We start from the raw sequence: 22,729 nt of genomic DNA, 5'->3' as shown, positions 1-22,729 counted from the left end.
CTTCTTGATCTTTCACTCGCTGTTCTTCTTGGCGAATGACTTTCGCTTCATTGAAGCGTTTCTTTTCCGACTTAGTCAGGAATTTTACAGCTTTCTTGTTGGTCAGTGCGTAAGCAACTACGTCTTCGCCTTTTTCTCTGCGGTCGTTTACGCGTTGTGAGAAACGTTCATTGTCGCGAGCTTTACGCTCCGCTGAGGTCAACTTGCTCATGCTTTAAAGCCTTTTCAATTATTCATGGTAGGGAATCTACGCTTAGCGAAACAAATGGGGACTGCTTAGTGTCAGTCTAGTCCATTTGTATGCTGGTGGCGCATCTTAGCACAGTGGCTTGAGCATGCAGGTATGCTATTCGAGGGATTAAACAAAACAGCCCACAATTTTCGTTGTGGGCTGTTTTGTTACGTACTGTAGTTATCGATGAAGTTAACGATTGGAAACTGACAATTAGAAACGGCAGTTACATCAAATCTTCTCGATGTATAAGATGACCTCTCCGACTTTAAAGCCAAATTTAGACATCTCAGTTTTGTTGAACAAGCGTTTGTCGTCCATCAAGAACATCCAGTCGTCTAGCACCACTTCATAGGTGCTGCCGTCGACTTCGATTTCTAAGTCGTATTTCCAATACAGAGCAGAACCTAGAGTCTCGCCATAAGCGGTACCGACTACATCATTAGCGGTACCCGAATAGGTGTTTTCGCCGGTTTTTAACAGGTTCCAAACGCGTGTTGAGCGTTCGCCATCAGCAAAAGAAAACCACTCTTTGATTTCTCCTTTGTCACCGTCCCAGGTCGCGACGAGCTTAGCGTCAAAACGGCGTAGTAGGTTACCAGAACGGTCAAGCACGATGCCGTAGGCCATCAATTCACCGTCAAAGAAGGTTTCCAGCTTGAGCTCTGGCGTGGTGTCTGCGTGATTCTCTAAACTTGCAGAGCCACAACCTGTTAGCCAAGTGAGTGAAAACAGTGCCAAAGCAAATTTTATTGTTGTTTTTGGATTCATTTGTTCAAACCTAATAGTTGTTTGCGTAGACCGGGCTCAGAGGTGTTTTCAGATAACCAAATGGCTAGGAAAGCGTCACCAAACTGCTTGTCTTGAATGATACCGATAGGCTGCTCATCGAAGTAAAAACGACTCACGTTGTCTTCGGTTACGCGGATAGTGAGTGTGCTTCCTGCTTCTACGTTGGGCCACATCTCGTATAGAGGCTTCAACCAACGTTGGATATTGTTGTTGGAGTAACCAAGTTTGCTCCATTGATCTTGGGTAGCATCAACGAGGTCTTTGCTGTCAATCGCACGGTAATATTCAAGCTTTAACGCGCGTTCAGAATTGGTTGGGGTCGCGTAGAATTCAGCTGAGTAGAGTGTCCAAAACAGGTAGCTCATCTCACCTTGGCCGCGTTTGCTTAGATTATCTACAGCGGAAGCTTTAGCGCTTCCTGCGAATAGCAGTGCCGCGCAAATGAGGGTTAAGGTGACTAAGCTAAATAGTCGATTTCTTGATTGCTCGCTTGCTTGTGTGCGAACGCGACTATTATCGCTCTTAGAATTGAGCGCTTGCGTAGGGTTGCGTGGAAAAGCCATAAGTCACCTCGTTGTTGCCATTTTGGGTTGTACTAAGTTGGAGTAAGCGGCCACCAGTAAGGGCAACAAAATCCCCCAACTTAATGCAAGGGCAGCTAGCACCGATGCATCTGGCCAAGTAGTAAGAAGGGCGCCTGCTTTGATGCCTCCCCAATAACTACTAGTACCTGCTACGAACCCTATGACAAACAAGATCACTTTTGAGCATTTTAAAAGCCAATTCAGGCTGTGATTGAAACTGATTAAGAACATGATCCACAGGCAAATGAGCCAAACTGGAAACCAAGATTGATTAGCAATTTCAGAGTCGACGGCAAAAATACCGAAGTGGAGCATGAGGCTATCAAGCAATAGCCCCAATGGTAATAAGACGAGTATTTTCAAGTCGCTACTGCGAGTTGGAGAGAGAAGGAAGTGAACCACCACGATCAATGGCGTGACGAACGGGGCTTGCGCGGTAAAGAAGGCGCTGCAAACCCAGGTCGCTTGAAACAGAACGAGATTAATAATCCAAAACCGTTTCATCTTTTGCTCCAAAGTAACGAGGTTTTCTTGCGACAAGGTGATGAGTACTGATCACGCGCTCTAGGAATGCCCCTTCGCAGTAACAGAAGTAGAAAACCCAAAGGCGTTTAAACTCTTCTGAATAGCCTAATGACTCGAGCTCTTCCCAGCTGTTTTCAAAGGCGACGTTCCAGTCGTTGAGTGTTCGAGCGTAGTGAAGGCCAATGTCATCAATTTCTTGGACGACAAGGTCGGTGCTGGTGGCAAGATGTTGAGTCATCACGGCAACCGAAGGTAAACAACCTCCGGGGAAGATGTACTTCTGAATAAAGTCGACGCCTTTACGGTATTTATCATAACGACTGTCGGCAATGGTAATCGCTTGAATCAGCATTTTTCCTGAAGGCTTCAACAGAGAAGAGCACTTTTCAAAGAAGGTTTGCAGATATTCATGTCCGACCGCTTCTATCATCTCGATAGACACCAACTTGTCATACTCACCAGAGAGGTTGCGATAATCCTCTTTCAGTAGGGTGATTTTGTCGGTTAAGCCGAGTGCTTTGACTCGCTGTTCTGCCAGCTCGTGCTGAGCATCTGAAATGGTAGTGGTCGTAACGTGACAGCCGTAGTGCTGAGCCATAAATATCGCTAATCCGCCCCAGCCAGTGCCTATCTCAACCACGTTATCTGATTCAGACAGCTCTAAACGCTCACAGATGGTTTTCATTTTGTTCTGTTGTGCTTTCGACAGAGTTAACGCATCTTCGCTGTAGATAGCAGAAGAGTATTGCATTGAGCTGTCTAGGAAGCGCTCATATAGCTCGTTACCGATGTCGTAGTGGGCGAGAATGTTACGTTTAGAGCCTTGCTCTGTGTTGGCGTTCCTACGGCGTAGCAGTAGATTTTTGATTCGTGAAATCCATTGCGTCTTGTCATCAAGCTCGTCTAACTGTGCTTGATTTCGAGCCATGATTTGAATGACTTTGGTGAGATCTGGGCTGGTCCATTTTCCATCAATGTAGGCCTCAGATGCACCAATACTGCCGCTCATTACTACATCTCGATAAAAGCTCGCATCATGGATAACGATTTGAGCGCTTAAAGTCGCTTCTCTGTTTCCGAACACCGAATGCTTGTCTCGTTCTATTACTTCGAGTTTTGCGAATTGCAGACGTTCTAGAACCTTGAAAATTAGAGCTCGATATTTGCAGTTGCTTGAAACAGCAACGGCTTTAGCTTGTTGTTCTACGTTGTTGTTTTGTTTTGCAAGCTGTTCCATGGAAACCTCGCTGAGAAATTGTTTTAAATTTAGTTTTACTGGCTGATGGTTAGAACTGCTGGTCTCGTTAGGCCAACCCAAGCCTTCAATTTAGACGTCTTTAAGGCGTTTTAGACGCTGAGTCTGGATGCGCCACAAACGGTACTTTTTTCAGAAATAATTTGAGAGCCTGAAAATAGATACCCATTACAACCTTGATTGTCATTGCTGGGATCCGCAGTACCGTTTTCCTAATGTTTGCTTTTGTTACCGACTGCTTTGAGAGTGCTAGTGTGGCATCAAAAATCTTGTCGCTACGATGACTCTCGATGTGTACTAACGTCCGTTTCGTTGGTGGCTTTATTTTCCACAAGTAGTTCATGTCTAAATCCATGAACGGTGAAACGTGAAACTCTTTTTTTACTTTCAACTCTTTGTGCATGTCGATGAGATAATAGTGTCTTTCTCGCCAAGGCGTGTTGCTCACTTCGGCCAACATGTAGCGACAATCACCAGTCTCGTCGTAACAGAAAAAACAGTTGATTGGGCTGAAATAAATCCCTAAACAACGGCACTGAGCCAGCATCGTCACACGGTTTGATTCAGACCAAACCCCACCAAGATGTTGTACTTTGGATGCTATACGTTGCTTGAGTGGTTTAGGTTCATCAGTCGTGACATTTTCTTTTTTTTCAGCGAGATAATCCGATTCGACAAAGCGAATCGGGTTGTACCACTGAGTACCGAATAAGCGACTGCGAGTGGTTGTTTGAGGGATTTCATCGAGATCTAATCCCATCATGTACAACTGGTAGCTAAATTCATGAGTAATATCGCCAAAGCGGCGGTGGCGTACGTTGCCCCAGTAAATGCCGCTGAGCTCTTCACTCTTTTCGGATGCTATCCCCATGTCGGATATGATGGTGTGAGTGTTCATCGTACTGAACTCGTGCTCAAATCTAGGCCAAAGCGCTTAGTCACATCGAGTGCACTGTGGACACCGTCTTCATGGAAGCCGTTGTACCAGTATGCGCCGGCGAAGTGCGTCTGGTTTTTGCCACAAATCTGCTCACGCTTGTGCTGAGCTTCGACCGTGTTCGAGTTAAGCACCGGATGATGATAAACAAAGCTGCGAATGATTTTTTCTGGGTCGATGGCTTCGCTCTGATTCAAGGTGACGCAGAAGGTGTCCTGGCTTTCGATGCCTTGCAGAATGTTCATGTTGTATGTCACACAGGCAGGTCGTTTACTATCGCCATCCAACATGTAGTTCCAACTTGCCCATGCAAGCTTTCTGTCTGGTAACAATCGGGTATCGGTGTGTAGAACCACTTCATTACGGCTGTATGGGATCTCGCCTAGAACCTGTTGCTCTTGCTCTGTCGCATCGCCGAGTAAACGTAACGCTTGGTCTGAGTGACAAGCAAATATCACTTCGTCGAAGTCTTGTGTAGCGCCATCTTCAAATTCAATCGTGACGCCCGCTTCATTGCGAGTGACTTGTTTGATCGATGTGTTCAAAGCGACGGATTTGTTCAAGCGTGAAAGGATGATTTCAACGTAAGAGCGCGACCCTTTAGGAATTACATACCATTGTGGACGGTTCGCGATGTCGAGTAGCCCGTGGTTGTAGAAGAATTGAATGAAGAATTTAAGCTCAAATTCTTCCATTTCCTCTAAGCTTGTCGACCAAATTGCTGCGCCCATCGGTAGGATGTAATGCTGGCTGAAAAAGTCGGAAAATCTCACTGATCTTGATAACGTTTTCTTTAGAACCAATCACCTTGGTCAAAAAAGCTTCTAGGTCAGGGCCAAACCAGATCACCATATCGGCACTATGAACTTTTTTGACATCTGATGGCTTAAGCGCATAATCGTGCGGCGAAGCATTGCTGTTCATCAACACATCCGGTTCACTAACGCCCTGCGTTAATTCTGTCACAATCATTTGAATTGGTTTGAAGCTTGTTAGAATAGTATTGGCACTTGCAACACTTGGCGCTAAAAGCAAAGTAGCAAGTATAAAAGATGAACGTGACATAATTCCTCGTTAATAGAAAAGTAGCTTAGGCTTGAGGTAAATGTTACATTATAACATTAGCGAATTGCAAATGAGTTCTATTCATGGATAATTTAATCCAACTAGATTCTGTGAGCGTCGAATTTGACGGTCGAAAAGTTCTAGATAACATCTCTCTAAATTTAGAGCGCGGCAGAATCACCACCCTGATTGGGCCAAACGGTGCAGGAAAGTCGACATTAGTAAAAGTGGTATTAGGTTTACAGACCAAATTTTCAGGCACAATAACAAAAGCTAAAAAACTGAAAATTGGCTATGTACCACAAAAATTAAAGCTCAATGATTCACTACCGCTCAATGTAGAACGTTTTCTAAAGCTCACTGGCAAGTTCAGTCAGCAAGAGATCCTCGAAGCATTGAAGCTCGTTGGTGCTGAACATCTGCAAAAGAGTAACATGCACCAGCTATCTGGCGGTGAAAACCAACGTGTGCTGATTGCTCGTTCATTGCTAAGAAGACCCGATCTACTGGTTCTTGATGAACCTGCTCAAGGCGTTGATGTACAAGGGCAAATAGACCTGTATGACCTAATTGACACCATTCGTCACCGCTTTGGTTGTGCCGTATTTATGGTTTCACACGATCTGCATTTAGTGATGGCAAAAACAGACGATGTTATCTGTTTGCATCACCATATCTGCTGTTCAGGCGCACCTGCAGACATCAAACACCACCCCTCTTATATCGCACTTTTTGGCACCGCGACCCAAGAGACCTTAGCCTTTTATCACCACCAACACGAACATCACCATCATGATCTCGCAGGACAGCCTGTCGAAGGCGACGTGCATGAATGTTCAAACCATAGACACGGACACCACTAATGCTTGAGTTTCTTCTTCCCTCTATTTTAGCTGGCTTGGGCATTGCTCTAATCGCGGGGCCACTAGGTTCATTCGTGGTGTGGCGCAAGATGGCTTACTTTGGTGACACGCTTGCTCACGCTTCTTTGATGGGCTTAGCACTTGGCTTTCTGTTCAACATTAACTTGTATTTCGCGCTGCTGATTTGTTGTTTGATGCTGGCTGTGTTGCTAGTGACTTTACAAAAACAAAAGCTGGTCGCGACCGATACCCTACTCGGTATTTTGGCGCACAGCGCTCTGTCTTTGGGTCTTGTCGCCGTGAGTTTCTTAGATAACGTTCGCGTTGACCTAATGAGCTACCTATTTGGTGACTTGCTTGCAGTGTCTCCGACAGATTTGGTATTCATCTATGCGGGTGCTGCCGTGATTGGAGTGGTACTTGCTATCTTTTGGCGACCACTATTGTCGACGACCGTTAACGAAGATCTCGCAGCGGTTGATGGCATCAACATTGATTTAATGCGTCTTATTTTGATGCTATTGGTTGGGATCGTGATTGCAGTAGGTATGAAGTTTGTTGGTGCGTTAATCATGACCTCACTACTTATCATTCCGGCAGCAACGGCAAGAAAATTCGCCAATACACCCGAACAAATGGCATTCCTTGCATCGGTAATTGGTTCTATCGCTGTGTTCGGAGGATTGAGCTTGTCTTGGTTCTATGACACACCGGCCGGCCCTTCTGTTGTTATCAGTGCTGCGGCAATGTTTATGTTATCTCAAATGGTTAGAAGCCGAGCTTAGCACTTATCAGTACGATCTCGTATCTCGTATCTCGTATCATTGAAAACATACAAAAAAGGCTTGGTCAGTGACCAAGCCTTTTTAATATCGTTCAGTTAACTTCTATCTCATTAGATAAAATCCAGCTGATTACCAACCCGTGATTTCACGTAGGCCTTTACCGATGTCAGCAAGAGACTTAACAGTCTTAACGCCTGCTGCTTCCAGTGCTGCGAATTTATCTTCAGCAGTACCTTTACCGCCAGAGATGATTGCGCCTGCGTGGCCCATACGTTTACCCGGAGGAGCCGTAACACCAGCGATGTAAGATACAACTGGCTTAGTTACGTTTGCTTTGATGAACTCAGCCGCTTCTTCTTCCGCAGTACCACCGATCTCACCAATCATTACGATTGCTTCAGTCTCTGGGTCTTCTTGGAAAAGTTTTAGGATATCAATGAAGTTTGAACCTGGAATAGGGTCACCACCGATACCAACACATGTAGACTGACCAAAGCCTTCATCTGTTGTTTGCTTAACTGCTTCGTACGTCAGAGTTCCTGAACGAGATACGATACCTACTTTACCCTTCTTGTGGATATGGCCAGGCATGATACCAATCTTACACTCGTCCGGAGTGATAAGACCTGGACAGTTAGGACCGATCATGCGAACGCCAGTTTCTTCTAGCTTCACTTTAACATCGATCATATCTATAGTAGGGATACCTTCAGTGATTGTTACGATCAGTTCGATACCTGCATCAATCGCTTCTAGGATTGCATCTTTACAGAAAGGTGCTGGTACGTAGATAACTGTTGCTGTTGCGCCAGTCGCTTCTACTGCTTCACGTACTGTGTTGAATACTGGAAGGCCTAGGTGAGTTTGACCACCTTTACCAGGTGAAACACCACCAACCATTTGCGTACCGTATGCGATAGCTTGGTCTGAGTGGAATGTACCTTGACCGCCAGTGAAACCCTGACAGATTACTTTAGTGTCTTTGTTAATTAATACAGACATTATTTAGCCTCCGCAGCAGCAACAACTTTCTGAGCAGCATCTGTTAGAGATACAGCAGCAATGATATCAACATCAGAATTAGCAAGTACTTCGCGACCTAGGTCTGCGTTTGTACCTTCTAGACGAACAACTACTGGAACTGTTACGCCTACTTCTTTAACTGCACCGATAATACCTTCAGCGATCATGTCACAACGAACGATGCCACCGAAAATGTTTACGAGTACTGCTTTAACATTGTCATCAGAAAGGATGATCTTGAATGCTTCAGCTACACGCTCTTTTGTCGCGCCGCCGCCTACATCAAGGAAGTTTGCTGGTTTGCCGCCGTGTAGGTTTACGATATCCATCGTACCCATCGCAAGGCCTGCACCGTTAACCATACAGCCAACGTTGCCATCAAGTGCTACGTAGTTCAGTTCCCACTGAGCTGCGTGCGCTTCACGCTCGTCTTCTTGTGAAGGATCGTGCATTTCACGAAGCTTTGGCTGACGGTACATTGCGTTTGAGTCAATGTTGATCTTGCCGTCTAGACAAAGCAGGTTGCCTTCGCCGGTAATTACAAGCGGGTTGATTTCTAGTAGAGCTAGGTCGTACTGAGAGAACATTTGGCCAAGACCCATGAAGATCTTAACGAACTGTTTAATTTGATCGCCAACTAGACCAAGTTTGAACGCAAGTTCACGGCCTTGGTAAGCTTGAGGGCCCACTAGAGGATCGATCGCTGATTGGTGAATCAACTCTGGAGTTTCTTCAGCGATTTTCTCAATGTCCACGCCGCCTTCAGTTGACGCCATGAATACAATTTTGCGCGTTGCACGGTCAACAACAGCACCTAGGTAAAGTTCGTTAGCAATGTTCGATGCTTCTTCAACTAGGATCTTTGTTACAGGTTGACCATTAGCGTCTGTTTGGTAAGTCACAAGGTTTTTACCTAGCCACTTTTGTGCAAACTCTTTAACGCCTTCTTTGGTGTCATGTAGCTCTACGCCGCCCGCTTTACCGCGACCACCAGCGTGTACTTGACACTTAACGACTTTCTTGGCTGTACTGATACGACCTGCAGCTTCGAAAGCTTCTTGTGCAGTATCACATGCGAAACCTTCTGGTACAGGCAAACCGAATTCTGCAAACAGCTGTTTGGCTTGGTATTCATGCAAATTCATTTTGATATTCCGTTTATTTTCCCTTAAGGGATTATTATTTCCATAACGACACAGTTTCCTGTGGTACGTCTGTAGGGTCTTCTCAAATCAACTGCTGTCCATTTTCTAATGGCTTTACAGTTCAAGTGAAGGCCAGACGTTGAGCAGCCTAGCCTTTGAAACTTTTTACGTCTAGCTAACCGGGTTAACTAGACGTTTTAGAGATACTAAACGTCTAATAGCAGACGTGCAGGATCTTCTAGAAGCTCTTTGATGGTCACTAGGAAGCCAACTGATTCACGGCCGTCGATTAGGCGGTGATCGTAAGAAAGCGCTAGGTACATCATTGGTAAGATCTCAACCTTGCCATCAACAGCCATTGGACGATCTTGGATTTTGTGCATACCCAAAATTGCCGCTTGAGGCGGGTTGATGATTGGCGTAGACATTAGAGAGCCAAATACACCACCGTTCGTGATAGTAAAGTTACCGCCCATCAACTCATCAACAGTTAGCTTGCCGTCACGGCCTTTGATTGCTAGCTCTTTGATGCCTTTTTCAATATCTGCGAAACCTAGTGTGTCACAGTCTTTCAGTACTGGAGTCACTAAACCACGTGGCGTAGATACCGCCATGCTGATGTCGAAGTAGTTGTGGTAAACGATATCTGTACCATCGATAGAAGCGTTAACTTCTGGGAAACGCTTCAGTGCTTCTGTTACTGCTTTCACGTAGAAAGACATGAAACCAAGACGCGTATCGTGACGCTTCTCGAATTGGTCTTTGTACTGCTTACGAAGGTCCATGATTGGCTTCATGTTCACTTCGTTGAAAGTAGTCAGCATTGCAGTGCTGTTCTTCGCTTCTAGAAGACGGTTTGCAACTGTCTTACGTAGGCGAGTCATAGGCACGCGTTTTTGGCTGCGAGCCGCTGCTGGCGCTTCAACTGCTGGTGCAGATGCTGCTGCCGGAGCCGCTTTCGCTGCTGCTAGGTGTGCGTCAATGTCTTCACGAGTAATACGACCACCAACACCAGTGCCTTTAACGTCAGCTGGTTGTAGGTTGTGCTCTGCAAGAAGACGACGAACAGCAGGGCTTAGTGCATCGTTGCTTTCTTCTGTTAGCGCCGCTTTGTGGCGTTTGTCAGGAGAAGCTTCTGTATCTTCAGTGGTGTCTTTCGTTGGTTCACCAGCGACAGCACCAGGCTTAATTTTAGCCAGAAGCTGCTTAGAAAGTACCGTAGCACCCTCTTCTTCGATGATAGCTTCCAGAACACCCGCTTCAGGAGCCGGTACTTCTAGAACTACTTTATCTGTTTCGATGTCTACAATGACTTCATCACGTGCAACGGCTTCGCCTGGTTTTTTGTGCCAAGTCGCTACTGTTGCGTCAGCCACAGATTCAGGTAAATCTGGAACCAGAATTTCAATTGCCATGTCTGTATTTTCCTTTTACTTCTAGTTCTTAAGTAGGGTCAAAGCGTCGTCTACTAACGCTTTTTGTTGTTTCAAGTGTACCGACATATAGCCAACAGCTGGTGACGCTGATGCAGGACGACCTGCGTATTGAATATCAGCACCTACTGGGATAGCAGCTCGGAAATTATGTTGGCTACTGTACCAAGCACCTTGGTTTTGTGGCTCTTCTTGACACCAAACGTAATCGACTACATTTGTGTATTGTGCGATTGCAGCTCTCACGTCCTCATAAGGGAACGGGTAAAGTTGCTCAATACGTACAATAGCGACATCGTCTTGCTCGTTCTTACGTCTTTGGTCAAGCAGGTCAAAGTAAACCTTACCTGAACAGAACACGACGCGTTTTACGTTCTCAGGAGCCAGATCATCAATTTCTGCGATAGCTGGTTGGAACGTGCCTTCTGCCAAATCTTCAAGAGAAGATGTACACAAAGGGTGACGAAGCAATGACTTAGGTGACATTACAATCAGTGGACGACGCATTGGTCGAACAACCTGACGGCGAATCATGTGATAAACCTGAGCTGGCGTTGAAGGAACAACAACCTGCATGTTTTGTTCAGCACACAACTGAAGGTAACGCTCAAGACGCGCAGAAGAGTGCTCAGGGCCTTGGCCTTCATAACCGTGAGGAAGCAACATAGTTAGACCACATAGACGTGCCCACTTTTGCTCACCTGATGAAATGAATTGGTCGATAACAACTTGTGCACCGTTTGCGAAATCACCAAATTGTGCTTCCCAAAGGGTGAGACCGCTTGGCTCTGCTGTCGCATAGCCATACTCAAATGCGAGTACCGCTTCTTCAGATAACACAGAGTCAAACACTTGGAATGGCCCTTGTTTATCATGAATGTTCGCAAGAGGAACATACGTGCTTGCATCTGATTGATTGTGCAGTACTGAGTGACGGTGGAAGAACGTACCACGACCTGAATCTTGGCCAGAGATACGAATACGCTTACCGTCGTCAACAAGTGTTGCATAAGCCAGTGTTTCAGCCATACCCCAATCGACTTGTTTCTCACCATTCACCATGGCAGTTCGATCGTTGTACAGTTTATTTACTCGGCTTTGCAGCTTGTGGCTGTCTGGGTATTGGCAAAGTTTAGTACCAAGCTCTTTCAGGCGCTCGATATCAATCTTATTGTCCCACTCAATGTTCCAGTCGTGACCTAGGTAAGGAGACCAATCCACAGAGTGAAGTGCCATTGGGCGCCACTCTTTAACCACAACTTCACCGTGATCAAGTGCATCACGATATTCGTTAACCAGTTGAGTTGCCGTATCAATACCAAACTCACCGCGCTCCATTAACACATCAGCATAAAGCTTACGTGGTGTTGGATGCTTCTTGATTTTTTGGTACATCAAAGGCTGTGTTGCATTCGGCTCATCGGCTTCATTGTGACCGTGGCGACGGTAACAAACCAAATCAATAACAACATCACGCTTAAAGGTATTACGGTAATCCAATGCAAGACGCGCTACGAACGCAACCGCTTCTGGATCATCAGAATTAACGTGGAAAATCGGAGCCTGAACCATCTTCGCGATATCTGTACAGTACATCGTAGAACGTGTATCGCGAGGGTTAGACGTCGTAAAACCAACTTGGTTGTTTACAACGATACGAACCGTACCACCGACACAGAAACCACGCGCTTGAGACATGTTAAACGTCTCTTGCACTACACCCTGGCCAGCGATAGCTGAATCACCGTGGATAGTAATTGGAAGTACACGGCTGCCGTCTTTATCGTCTAGACGATCTTGTCGAGCACGTACTGAACCGATAACTACCGGGTTTACGATTTCTAAGTGAGATGGGTTAAATGCAAGTGCTAAGTGAACGTTGCCGCCTGGGGTTGCGAAATCCGCAGAGAAACCTTGGTGATATTTCACATCACCAGTACCCCATGAATCATCGCTGTGCTTGCCCGCAAATTCGTCAAACAGGTCTTGTGGCTTTTTACCAAGCACATTGACCAGCATGTTTAGACGACCACGGTGAGCCATACCAACAACAACTTCACGCATGCCTTGTCCACCGGCATGACGAATGATTTCTTTCGTCATTGGGATAAGAGCATCACCACCTTCCAAAGAGAAGCGTTTTGCACCAGGGAATTTAGCACCAAGATAGCGCTCAAGACCTTCAGCAGCCGTTAGCTCTTCTAGGAAAGCTTGCTTTTCTTCTTTATCGAAAGAGGGTTGACCAGAAACAGACTCTAAACGTTGTTGGATCCAACGCTTTTGCTCTGTGTTAGTCATGTGCATGTATTCAGCACCAATCGAACCACAATAAGTTTGCTTTAAAGATTTGTACAAATCTCGAAGCACCATCGTCTCTTGGCCAATAGCGTAAGAGCCGACGTTAAACGTCTCATTGAGGTCATCTTCGGTAAGAGTGTGGAAAGAAGGATCCAGTTCAGCGACTGTATCTCTTTCCCATAAACCTAGGGGGTCTAGATTTGCTGATTGATGCCCTCGGAATCGATAGGCATTAATAAGTTGCAGAACCTTTACTTGTTTCGCATCGACATCTGGATCACTAACTTGGACACTGTAATGCTTTGTTTCTTGAGCGAGTCGACGGAAGTATTCACGAACACGAGAGTGTGGTTGTTCCACTGCTTCTGAAGCTTGCACAGGCAGTTCTTCAAAAACACTTCTCCATTCGTCACTTACCGAATCGGGGTCACTTAGATACAGTTCATAGAGTTCTTCTACGTACGTTGCATTGGCGCCAGCCAAGTGTGAAGACTCGAGCCATGCCTTCATCACGCCGTTGTGCATATTTTCCCTTAACCAGTAGTTTTCACGTTTGCTGCGGTCTATGCCGAGCTATTAAAAGGCCGCCCCAAAACTTCTAGGGCGGCAATTTTTATATAACTTAAACCGAACGATTCACTAGCATGGTCTTAATGTGACCAATCGCTTTCGTCGGATTTAATCCCTTAGGACAAACACTTACACAATTCATGATGCCATGGCAACGAAAAACGCTAAATGCATCATCAAGATCGGACAGACGTTCGTCTGTCGCCGTATCTCGGCTATCTATTAGCCAACGGTATGCTGCAAGTAGGCCTGCTGGTCCGATGAACTTATCTGGATTCCACCAGAATGATGGGCATGAAGTCGTACAACATGCACACATAATACATTCATACAAACCATCTAAATGAGCACGCTCATCAGGGCTTTGTAGGTTTTCACGAGCCGGTGGCACATTGCCATCAGACACTAAGAACGGCTTAACTTTTTCGTAGTTATCGTAGAACTGAGTCATGTCTACGATCAAATCACGCACGACAGGCAAACCTGGAAGTGGGCGAATTACGATTTTATCTTGGCCAGAAAGTGCAGACAGTGGCGTGATACACGCCAATCCATTTTTACCATTCATGTTCAAACCATCAGAACCACATACACCTTCACGGCATGAGCGACGGAATGAAATCGTTGGATCTTGCTCTTTCAAAAGAATAAGCGCGTCCAAAAGCATCATGTCAGAACCTTCTTCCACCTCTAGGGTGTACTCTTTCATGTAAGGTTTCTGGTCCACGTCTGGGTTGTAACGGTATAAAGAGAAATTCAGTTTCATGGTCATATCTCCTTAGTACGTACGTGCTTTCGGCGGGAATGCTTCACGATGGATAGGTTCCATGTTCACGCCACGCTTAGTCATACTTTCTGATTCAGGGTTGTAAAGTGAGTGGCATAGCCATTGCTCATCATCACGATCTGGGAAGTCAAAACGAGCATGCGCTCCACGACTCTCTGTACGGAAGTTTGCTGCAACCGCGGTTGCAAATGCCGTTTCCATCAAGTTTTCCAGCTCTAAACACTCAATACGTTGCGTGTTGAACTCAGTCGACTTGTCTGAAAGGTGTGCATTTTTAAGACGCTCACGAATCACTTTCAGCTCTTCTAAGCCGTCAGCCATCGCTTTACCTTCACGGAATACAGAGAAGTTGTTCTGCATACATTGCTGAAGGTCTTTACGAATTACCGCAGGATCTTCACCGTCAGTACTGTTTTCCCAACGATTGTAGCGCTCTAGTGAACGTTCAATGTCAGCTTCAGTTGCAGGTTTTGCTTCAGCTTGTTTGTTCAAAGTCTCACCAAGGTGAAGACCTGTCGCACGACCGAACACAACCAAATCAAGTAGCGAGTTGCCACCTAGACGGTTTGCACCGTGTACTGATACTGAAGCGATTTCGCCACAAGCGAATAGACCTTGAATTTCAACGTCTGTACCGTCTTCAGTTTGTTTAATTGCTTGACCAGAAACCTGTGTAGGAACACCACCCATCATGTAGTGACACGTTGGGATTACAGGAATTGGTTCTTTAACAGGATCAACGTGAGCGAACGTACGAGAAAGCTCACATACACCCGGTAGACGAGATTCAAGCGTCTCTTTACCTAGGTGATCGAGTTTCAGCTTGATGTGTGGACCCCATGGACCATCACAACCACGACCTTCACGAATCTCAACCATCATCGAACGAGCTACAACATCACGACCAGCTAAATCTTTAGCATTCGGAGCATAACGTTCCATGAAGCGCTCGCCGTCTTTATTGAGAAGGTAACCACCTTCACCACGACAACCTTCTGTTACCAAAACACCTGCGCCAGCGATACCCGTTGGGTGGAACTGCCACATTTCGATGTCTTGCATTGGAACGCCAGCACGAATCGCCATGCCAACACCGTCACCAGTGTTAATGTGAGCATTGGTTGTTGATGCGTAAATACGACCAGCACCACCAGTAGCAAGGATTGTTGCCTTCGCTTTGAAGTAGCAAACCTCACCCGTCTCCATACAAAGCGCGGTAGTACCTAAGATTGCACCATCTTCGTTTTTAACAAGATCCAGTGCATACCACTCAGAGAAAACCGTCGTTTTGTGTTTAATGTTTTGTTGGTAAAGCGTGTGTAACAGTGCGTGACCAGTACGGTCGGCTGCCGCTGCGGTACGAGCCGCTTGCTCACCACCAAAATTCTTAGATTGGCCACCAAACGGACGTTGGTAAATACTGCCGTTATCAAAACGAGAAAATGGAAGACCCATTTTTTCTAGTTCGATAACCGACTCAGGACCATTTTTACACATGTATTCGATAGCATCTTGGTCGCCGATGTAATCGGAACCTTTTACCGTATCGTACATGTGTTGTTCCCAGTGATCTTCATGCGCATTACCAAGAGCAACGGTGATACCACCTTGCGCAGATACAGTATGAGAACGAGTTGGGAAAACTTTAGAAAGCAACGCACAAGATAGGCCTTGCTCAGAAATTTGTAGCGCGGCGCGCATACCAGCACCACCAGCGCCAATTACTACAGCATCAAACTCACGAACAGGAATAGTCACTTACGCACCCCACAAAATAAACAGACCAGAGAAGAAATATCCTAGAAGAACCGCAACAACACCGACTTGAAGACCAACGCGCAATTTTGCACATTTGATGTAGTCAGTTAGTACTTGCCACAAGCCGATCCACGCGTGAACCAAAATTGAAGTAAGCGCTAACATGGTGAAGACTTTAGTGAAAGTACCACCAAAGAATTGCGTCCAAGATGCGTAAGAAATATCACCGGAGAAAGCACAAAAGCTCACTAGGTAGATAGTGTAAAGCGTCATAATGATGGCTGTTGCACGAATCAATAGATAATCATGCACACCATTACGACCAAAAGTAGAAACGTTGTTTACCATACTAAGATCCCCGCTAGTAGAGACAATACCGCTGTTGCTGCGAATGCAACCTTCGCGCTCTTAGCGCCAGATTCCAGCTCTTCAAAGTGACCAAGGTCCATAAGAAGGTGACGAATACCACCAGCAATGTGGTAAGCCAAAGCGGTTAAAATGCCCCACAGAATAAACTTCACGAAGAAACCGTCGACAATGTCGCTAGCTTCCATAAAGCCTACAGGGGAAGAGAGGGAAATGGATAGTAACCAAAGCAGAATTCCGATCGCAACAAAAGTAATCACCCCAGACACACGGTGTAGGATGGAAGCTATTGCTGTGATAGGAAAGTGGATGGTCTGTAAATCTAAATTAACAGGTCTTGTCTTTCTTTCTTTCACGGGCTCGCTCACTCAGCTCCATTGAGCATGATGGTCATTAAATAACCTTATGTATTGTTATGGACAAAATTTGATTGCAAACCCTCAAAATTTAACATTAACTTAACAAATAACATAAGTTGAGCCTTAGATAATTGTAAAATAATTGTTAACAGCTAGATTTCCGAAGACACCTCACATTTCTTCTTAGCCTTGCATTTATAAGGTTTTAACCAAACTTTTCAGCGCCACTATACGGCTGGCAACATTCTAATACAATTGATGCAACAAATAATGCTACACAGCACAGACTTTTAACGAATTTAATGTAAAAAACACTAACAAGTGCACACAAAGCTGCAGAAAAATTGACTTTCTGACGTAAGACCAGTAAAAAAATGGCACATAAACATCCTGGACGGATTAATAATAACAAAGGAGATTGTTATGGCGGATAAGAAAGCTACCCTTCATATTGAAGGTCAAGCGCCGATCGAATTGCCGATTACAGAAGGTGTACTTGGTACTCCAGTCATCGACGTTCGTACACTGGGTTCTAATGGTTTTTTCACTTTTGATCCTGGTTTTCTTGCCACTGCATCTTGTGAATCGCAAATCACTTATATTGACGGTGGAAAAGGTATCCTTCTACACCGTGGTTATCCAATTGATCAACTGGCCAATAATGCTGATTACTTAGAAGTTTGTTACATTCTTTTATACGGCGAAGCTCCTTCTCGAGCTCAATACGAAGAGTTCAAGACGACTGTCACGCGTCACACCATGGTTCATGAGCAAATTGCTAGTTTCTTCCACGGCTTCCGCCGTGATGCTCACCCAATGGCTGTTATGTGTGGTGTGGTAGGTGCGCTTGCTGCGTTCTATCATGATTCATTAGATGTTAATAACGACACACACCGTGAAATTGCGGCATACCGCCTAATTTCAAAAATGCCAACACTGGCTGCAATGTGTTACAAATATTCTATCGGTCAACCGTTTATCTACCCACGCAATGACCTAGGCTACGCAGAAAACTTCCTGCACATGATGTATGCAAATCCATGTGAAGAATATGAAGTAAACCCTGTTGTTGCTCGCGCAATGGACAAAATCTTTACGTTACACGCAGATCACGAACAAAATGCTTCAACGTCAACGGTTCGTTTAGCAGGCTCTTCGGGCGCAAACCCATTTGCTTGTATTGCTGCTGGTATCGCTTCTTTGTGGGGTCCTGCTCACGGCGGTGCTAACGAAGCTTGTCTAATGATGCTTGAAGAGATCGGTAGCGTAGACAACATTGAAGAGTACGTAGCAAAAGCAAAAGACAAAGATGACCCGTTCCGTTTAATGGGCTTCGGTCACCGTGTTTACAAGAACTACGATCCGCGTGCAACGGTAATGCGCGAAGCGTGCCACGAAGTACTTAAAGAGCTGAACATTCAAGATCCACTACTTGACGTTGCAATGGAGCTTGAGCGCATCGCTCTTTCTGATGAGTACTTTGTATCGAAGAAACTATACCCGAACGTAGATTTCTACTCAGGTATCATTCTGAAAGCGATCGGTATTCCGGTATCAATGTTCACAGTAATCTTCGCGATGTCTCGTACTATCGGTTGGATTGCACACTGGAACGAAATGCACAGCGATCCGACGAACCGCATCGGTCGCCCTCGTCAGTTGTACACTGGTGAAGAACAGCGTGATTTCCAAGCTCTACACGAGCGCGAATAGTAAAGTTTCGACTTTTCTAATCGATTAAAATCAAAAAGGGTTGATGTATTAACATCAACCCTTTTTTATCTTCCAGTATTTCGTATCACTTCAATGAAGGTACAAATATCCAGAAAGTCATAACCTCTAAACGTGGCTACACTGGATTATCAATATCGATAAATTCTACGTCTAAGCCATGTTCTTTCGTTAGCCATTCACCTAGCGCTTTCACCCCATAGCGTTCTGTTGCATGGTGGCCTGCGGCAAAGTAATGAATGTCTTGTTCACGTGCTGAGTACGTAGTGCGCTCTGAAATTTCACCAGAGATAAATGCATCAATACCTTGAGAAGCCGCTAACTCAATGTAATCTTGACCACCACCGGTGCACCAACCGACAGTAGTAATCATTTTGTCTTGGTTTTCTGGAGCGATATGCAGTGGTTTACGATTTAGAACTTGGTCAATTTTTGCAGCAAACTCTGCACCCGTCATTGGCGCACTCAACTTGCCAAACATCGCAACAGATTGTGGGTGCCCTTCTAAACCGCCTTCGACTTCGATATCAAGCAACTCTGCAAGCTTAGCGTTGTTACCAAGCTCAGGGTGGATATCAAGAGGGAGATGGTATCCTAAAAGGTTGATGTCATTTTTAATCAGGGTACGAATGCGCTTACCCTTCATGCCACGAATTGCTTCTGATTCACCTTTCCAGAAGAAGCCGTGATGGACTAATAAAGCGTCTGCGTTCAGTTCTACCGCTTTATCAATCAAGGCTTGAGAAGCTGTCACACCAGTAACGATTCGCTTCACTTCTGTTACGCCTTCAACTTGAAGACCATTAGGACAGTAATCTTTAATTTGCTGTGGCTGCAGTTTTTCGTTAAGTAGCTTTTCTAATTGTAAGTTATTCATTTTTATTTCCAGCTTACCTTTATAATAACGTCGTTATATCAATTTACGGGTAGAATGTCGAAAGCCCCAGGGTTATGTTTATAAAGAGCTAGTTTATGAGGAAGAGATGACAGCACTGCAATGTTTTTACCAATGGGTCATCGACTCACCGCCATTACTAGAAATCAAGCCACCGATTTCGGATCTCAGTGCATTCTCAAGCCCTCATACCATAGATGCATCACATACATACAATGGTAATCCTAGGTTAGGTTTCCTCTACCAGCACCTATGTGAACAAGTCATCGAAGCTTCACCTGATTATTCGATCAAGTACGATGAAATTCAGATTAATGTGGATGGCAGAACGCTAGGTGCAATCGACTTTATTCTTGAAGAGGAGAGCAGCCAAAAGCTGCAACATTGGGAAGTGGCGATTAAGTTCTATCTGCTCCATGAACAAACATGGTTTGGGCCAAACTCTCATGATCAATTGGATAAGAAGCTCGATAGGATGCTAAGCCACCAGCTTGGTATGTCATCTTCAGCCGCCTTTATTGAACAGTATCCAGAGACCGATGTCGACTCAAAACATCTCCTCATGCAGGGGCGTCTATATACCAACCCCTTCTTAGATCAAAAAGTACCGACTGAATGTTTGAGTTACGACATTAATCCAAGCCAAGTAAACGGTTTTTGGTGCTATCAAAACCAAGCTCATTTAATTCCTGAAGTGCTCTACCCTCTCACCAAAGAGCAATGGGCAGCGGGCACTGATGATTTCACCTGCGAGCCTATCACCGAGTTTGGTGATCGCTTCGTTCATGGGCAAACCAAATCAGGGCAGTTTTGGTTTGTGATGCCACAAAGCTGGCCACACGGCTAATCTATTCAGCCATTGAGTTGATTTAGTCTTAGCCACTTACTCACAGACAAATAAAAAGGGCTGATGCTTTCACATCAACCCTTTCACTATTTACTTGATGACTCTACTAATCTGTATTCGATTATAGACCAGCGGCTGCAAATACTTGGTTAACAATCTCTTGAGCTTCTGCTTCGATTGCTTTTAGGTGCTCTTCACCTTTAAAGCTTTCACAGTAGATCTTGTAGATGTCTTCAGTGCCTGATGGACGAGCGGCAAACCAACCGTTCTCAGTTGTCACTTTTAGGCCGCCAATCGCAGCGCCATTACCTGGGGCGTGTGTTAAGCGAGCAGTAATCGCATCACCAGCAAGCGTCTCAGCTGAAACCATCTCTGGAGATAGCTTCTTAAGCACGTCTTTTTGTGCGCCGTTAGCTACTGCTTGAATACGGTTGTACTTAGATTCGCCATGTTTAGCGGCAAGTTCTTCGTAGTATTCTTGTGGGTTCTTGCCCGTTACTGCTGTGATCTCAGCGGCAAGTAGGCAAAGAATCAGGCCATCTTTATCTGTTGACCAAGGCGTACCGTCTTTACGTAAGAAAGATGCCCCCGCACTCTCTTCACCACCGAAACCAAACTGACCGTTATAAAGACCATCAACGAACCATTTGAATCCCACTGGCACTTCGCAAAGCTCGCGACCTAAGTCAGCAACAACGCGGTCAATCAGAGCACTTGATACCAATGTTTTACCCACTGCAACGTCTTTACCCCAACCTTCACGGTTACGGTATAAGTAGTCAATACACACCGCTAGGAAGTGGTTTGGATTCATCAAGCCTTTTGGCGTAACAATGCCGTGGCGATCGTAGTCTGGGTCGTTGCCAAACGCTAATTGATAGTCGTCTTTAAGTGCCAGTAAGCCTGCCATTGCGTATGGAGAAGAACAGTCCATACGAACCACACCATCTTTGTCTAGAGACATAAATTGGAACGAAGGATCAACAGCTTCACTGACCAGAGTCAGGTCTAGGTTGTACGCTTTGCCAATTTGACGCCAGTAATCAATACCGCTACCACCCAGTGGATCAACACCAATCTTGATGTTTGCTTTCTGGATTGCTTCCATATCAACCACGTTAACCAAGTCAGCAACGTAAGGAGCAACTAAATCAACTTCTTTCACCAGCTCAGACTGTTTAGCCTGTGCGATAGGAGTGCGCTTAACGCCTTGCATTTGCTCAGCAATAATCACATTCGCACGATCTTCAATCGCTTGAGTCAGTTCAGCTTCAGCAGGGCCACCGTGTGTCGGGTTGTATTTAATGCCCCCGTCTTGAGGTGGGTTATGTGAAGGCGTGATAACAATGCCGTCAGCTTTTTTATCATTCACTAGATTGTGCGTAAGAATCGCGTGCGAGATACCTGGAGTTGGAGTAAAGCCATTGTTTTCTTGAACGATAACCTCAACGCCGTTTGCAACTAGCACTTCAATAACCGTAGAAAAAGCAGGTTCAGATAGAGCGTGAGTATCTTTGCCTAAGAAAAGTGGGCCTGTTGTACCTTGATCGGCACGAACCTCAGCAACCGCTTGTGCGATCGCTAGAATGTGGTTTTCATTAAATGTTGATTTGTCTGCTGTACCGCGGTGACCTGAAGTACCGAACAGTACTTTATGATCTGGGTTAGTAGCATCCGGTTGCTGTAAGAAATAGTTTGCAACTAAAGCCGGGATATTATGAAGATCTTCCTGCAGAGCTTTCTGCCCGGCACGAGGGTGCATAGCCATTATCGACATCCTTATATAAAATTTAAAAACAAAAAAACCTCATAATATCTTCTTAGCCATGGATATTATGAGGTTTAAATCAGATTTCGTTAAATTGAACCTGTTACTTTTTCTATCAATTCTGCTTGGAAACTCATGCGGCTCATAAGCTGTTCAACCATCTGTCTTTTTCGGCTTGTATTGTTATTCGTAATAACCCAAAAAGGACTTTGTGGAATAGCTTTAGGCTTAGTTGTGTTGCCGTTTGCTAACAACGTCGCTTCGTTGTCTGCAAAGTAAACACGCTTACGGCCTTTTACTTGAGTTGCTTCTGAAAAGCTTAAAGGGTCGATTTTATGCAGTGTTGATAACACAAGCATGAAACGATCAATGGCTTTCTTTAGTGATGCAAACTCATCTGATATTAGTAGTGAGCGCATTTCTTTAACGCCATCGAACTTCTCTGGAGTAAAGCCTACCTCTTTGCTAACAACGATACCTTTTGGCTCAACGATCTCTTCGATCGGAACCGTGCCTTGGTTATCAACCAGTAACAAGCGGCGCAGAATATCTGAAGCGCTTTCGCCAATACGTTCTGTCTGACCCGCAATAAAACGGTATAGGTCCTCATCAACCTCAATTGTTTTCATTCGCTTTTCACAATCTCAATGTTTAAACTCTGAGGGATTATAGCGAGATCCGCGCGGATACTCTACGTCAAACCCACCATGA

Annotated in this window: 21 protein-coding genes and 2 pseudogenes; 4 read left to right on the top strand and 19 right to left on the bottom strand. The window is 45.2% G+C overall.

Annotated features, from left to right (window positions below; genetic code table 11):
- The 8 genes and pseudogenes from AB4653_RS08910 to AB4653_RS08875 form a co-directional block, all read right to left on the bottom strand.
- Positions 1-211, bottom strand: a 211-nt coding sequence (locus AB4653_RS08910) for a DNA polymerase III subunit epsilon (RefSeq protein ID WP_372103882.1), incomplete at its 3' end; no start/stop codon positions are given.
- A gap of 252 nt (positions 212-463) precedes the next feature.
- Positions 464-1,003, bottom strand: a complete 540-nt coding sequence (locus AB4653_RS08905) for a DUF3833 domain-containing protein (protein ID WP_102257691.1) — start codon at positions 1,001-1,003, stop codon at positions 464-466.
- Positions 1,000-1,587 carry a chalcone isomerase family protein gene (locus AB4653_RS08900; RefSeq protein WP_102257690.1) on the bottom strand — a complete coding sequence of 196 codons (588 nt, stop codon included), beginning with the start codon at positions 1,585-1,587 and terminating at the stop codon, positions 1,000-1,002. The genes AB4653_RS08905 and AB4653_RS08900 overlap by 4 nt, the downstream gene beginning before the upstream one ends.
- A gap of 3 nt (positions 1,588-1,590) precedes the next feature.
- Positions 1,591-2,112, bottom strand: coding sequence for a DUF2878 domain-containing protein (locus tag AB4653_RS08895; RefSeq protein WP_102257689.1), 522 nt, complete (start codon positions 2,110-2,112; stop codon positions 1,591-1,593).
- The gene (locus tag AB4653_RS08890; protein WP_102257688.1) at positions 2,090-3,370 is read right to left on the bottom strand and encodes a cyclopropane-fatty-acyl-phospholipid synthase family protein; all 1,281 of its coding nucleotides are present in this window, start codon (positions 3,368-3,370) and stop codon (positions 2,090-2,092) included. Before AB4653_RS08890 ends, AB4653_RS08895 begins: the two co-directional genes overlap by 23 nt.
- A gap of 100 nt (positions 3,371-3,470) precedes the next feature.
- The gene (locus AB4653_RS08885) at positions 3,471-4,286 is read right to left on the bottom strand and encodes a DUF1365 domain-containing protein (protein WP_102257687.1); all 816 of its coding nucleotides are present in this window, start codon (positions 4,284-4,286) and stop codon (positions 3,471-3,473) included.
- Positions 4,283-5,104, bottom strand: a pseudogene (locus AB4653_RS08880) (NAD(P)/FAD-dependent oxidoreductase); the annotation flags it as partial. The gene AB4653_RS08885 and the pseudogene AB4653_RS08880, both read right to left, overlap by 4 nt.
- A pseudogene (locus tag AB4653_RS08875) lies at positions 5,091-5,390 on the bottom strand (metal ABC transporter solute-binding protein, Zn/Mn family); the annotation flags it as partial. The pseudogenes AB4653_RS08875 and AB4653_RS08880, both read right to left, overlap by 14 nt.
- 83 nt (positions 5,391-5,473) lie before the next feature.
- Here AB4653_RS08875 and znuC point away from each other — a divergent pair.
- On the top strand, positions 5,474-6,253 hold the full coding sequence (znuC, locus tag AB4653_RS08870) for a zinc ABC transporter ATP-binding protein ZnuC (RefSeq protein ID WP_009847314.1): 780 nt from the start codon (positions 5,474-5,476) through the stop codon (positions 6,251-6,253).
- Complete coding sequence (gene znuB, locus AB4653_RS08865) at positions 6,253-7,038, top strand: zinc ABC transporter permease subunit ZnuB (protein WP_009847315.1); 786 nt, start codon at positions 6,253-6,255, stop codon at positions 7,036-7,038. Before znuC ends, znuB begins: the two co-directional genes overlap by 1 nt.
- A gap of 129 nt (positions 7,039-7,167) precedes the next feature.
- Here znuB and sucD read toward each other — a convergent pair whose 3' ends face one another.
- From sucD to sdhC, 8 genes are all read right to left on the bottom strand, one after another.
- The gene (gene sucD, locus AB4653_RS08860; protein WP_009847316.1) at positions 7,168-8,040 is read right to left on the bottom strand and encodes a succinate--CoA ligase subunit alpha; all 873 of its coding nucleotides are present in this window, start codon (positions 8,038-8,040) and stop codon (positions 7,168-7,170) included.
- Entirely contained in the window at positions 8,040-9,206 is a 1,167-nt protein-coding gene (gene sucC, locus AB4653_RS08855; RefSeq protein WP_009847317.1) for an ADP-forming succinate--CoA ligase subunit beta, read from the bottom strand. Before sucC ends, sucD begins: the two co-directional genes overlap by 1 nt.
- 206 nt (positions 9,207-9,412) lie before the next feature.
- Positions 9,413-10,621: a 2-oxoglutarate dehydrogenase complex dihydrolipoyllysine-residue succinyltransferase gene (gene odhB, locus AB4653_RS08850; protein WP_102257780.1), complete on the bottom strand. Its 1,209-nt coding sequence runs from the start codon at positions 10,619-10,621 to the stop codon at positions 9,413-9,415.
- 21 nt (positions 10,622-10,642) lie between these two features.
- Positions 10,643-13,462 carry a 2-oxoglutarate dehydrogenase E1 component gene (gene sucA / locus AB4653_RS08845; RefSeq protein ID WP_009847319.1) on the bottom strand — a complete coding sequence of 940 codons (2,820 nt, stop codon included), beginning with the start codon at positions 13,460-13,462 and terminating at the stop codon, positions 10,643-10,645.
- 97 nt (positions 13,463-13,559) lie between these two features.
- Positions 13,560-14,273 (bottom strand): succinate dehydrogenase iron-sulfur subunit, encoded by a 714-nt coding sequence (locus tag AB4653_RS08840; protein WP_009847320.1) that lies wholly within the window; start codon positions 14,271-14,273, stop codon positions 13,560-13,562.
- 12 nt (positions 14,274-14,285) lie between these two features.
- Positions 14,286-16,052 carry a succinate dehydrogenase flavoprotein subunit gene (gene sdhA / locus AB4653_RS08835; RefSeq protein ID WP_009847321.1) on the bottom strand — a complete coding sequence of 589 codons (1,767 nt, stop codon included), beginning with the start codon at positions 16,050-16,052 and terminating at the stop codon, positions 14,286-14,288.
- Positions 16,053-16,400 carry a succinate dehydrogenase, hydrophobic membrane anchor protein gene (gene sdhD / locus AB4653_RS08830; RefSeq protein ID WP_004734215.1) on the bottom strand — a complete coding sequence of 116 codons (348 nt, stop codon included), beginning with the start codon at positions 16,398-16,400 and terminating at the stop codon, positions 16,053-16,055.
- Entirely contained in the window at positions 16,394-16,786 is a 393-nt protein-coding gene (sdhC, locus tag AB4653_RS08825) for a succinate dehydrogenase cytochrome b556 subunit (RefSeq protein WP_012604532.1), read from the bottom strand. Before sdhC ends, sdhD begins: the two co-directional genes overlap by 7 nt.
- 414 nt (positions 16,787-17,200) lie before the next feature.
- Between sdhC and AB4653_RS08820 the strand changes: the two genes are divergently transcribed.
- Positions 17,201-18,490 (top strand): citrate synthase, encoded by a 1,290-nt coding sequence (locus AB4653_RS08820; protein WP_004734217.1) that lies wholly within the window; start codon positions 17,201-17,203, stop codon positions 18,488-18,490.
- A 136-nt stretch (positions 18,491-18,626) separates the two neighbouring features.
- Here the strand turns inward: AB4653_RS08820 and AB4653_RS08815 are convergent, their stop codons facing one another.
- Positions 18,627-19,385, bottom strand: coding sequence for a Nif3-like dinuclear metal center hexameric protein (locus tag AB4653_RS08815; protein WP_009847323.1), 759 nt, complete (start codon positions 19,383-19,385; stop codon positions 18,627-18,629).
- Between the two features lie 106 nt (positions 19,386-19,491).
- Between AB4653_RS08815 and AB4653_RS08810 the strand changes: the two genes are divergently transcribed.
- The gene (locus AB4653_RS08810; protein WP_009847324.1) at positions 19,492-20,250 is read left to right on the top strand and encodes a DUF1853 family protein; all 759 of its coding nucleotides are present in this window, start codon (positions 19,492-19,494) and stop codon (positions 20,248-20,250) included.
- 121 nt (positions 20,251-20,371) lie between these two features.
- On the opposite strand, the gene pgm is transcribed toward AB4653_RS08810, so the two are convergent.
- Together pgm and seqA are read right to left on the bottom strand one after the other, a co-directional pair.
- Positions 20,372-22,018, bottom strand: a complete 1,647-nt coding sequence (pgm, locus tag AB4653_RS08805; protein WP_009847325.1) for a phosphoglucomutase (alpha-D-glucose-1,6-bisphosphate-dependent) — start codon at positions 22,016-22,018, stop codon at positions 20,372-20,374.
- 89 nt (positions 22,019-22,107) lie between these two features.
- Positions 22,108-22,647 carry a replication initiation negative regulator SeqA gene (seqA, locus tag AB4653_RS08800; RefSeq protein WP_009847326.1) on the bottom strand — a complete coding sequence of 180 codons (540 nt, stop codon included), beginning with the start codon at positions 22,645-22,647 and terminating at the stop codon, positions 22,108-22,110.
- Positions 22,648-22,729: the final 82 nt, after the last annotated feature.

The organism is Vibrio sp. 10N.222.48.A3, from assembly GCF_041475345.1.
In the GTDB taxonomy this organism is placed as follows: Bacteria; Pseudomonadota; Gammaproteobacteria; order Enterobacterales; family Vibrionaceae; genus Vibrio; species Vibrio tasmaniensis_A.
This window is presented reverse-complemented; position numbering and strand designations above follow the sequence as displayed.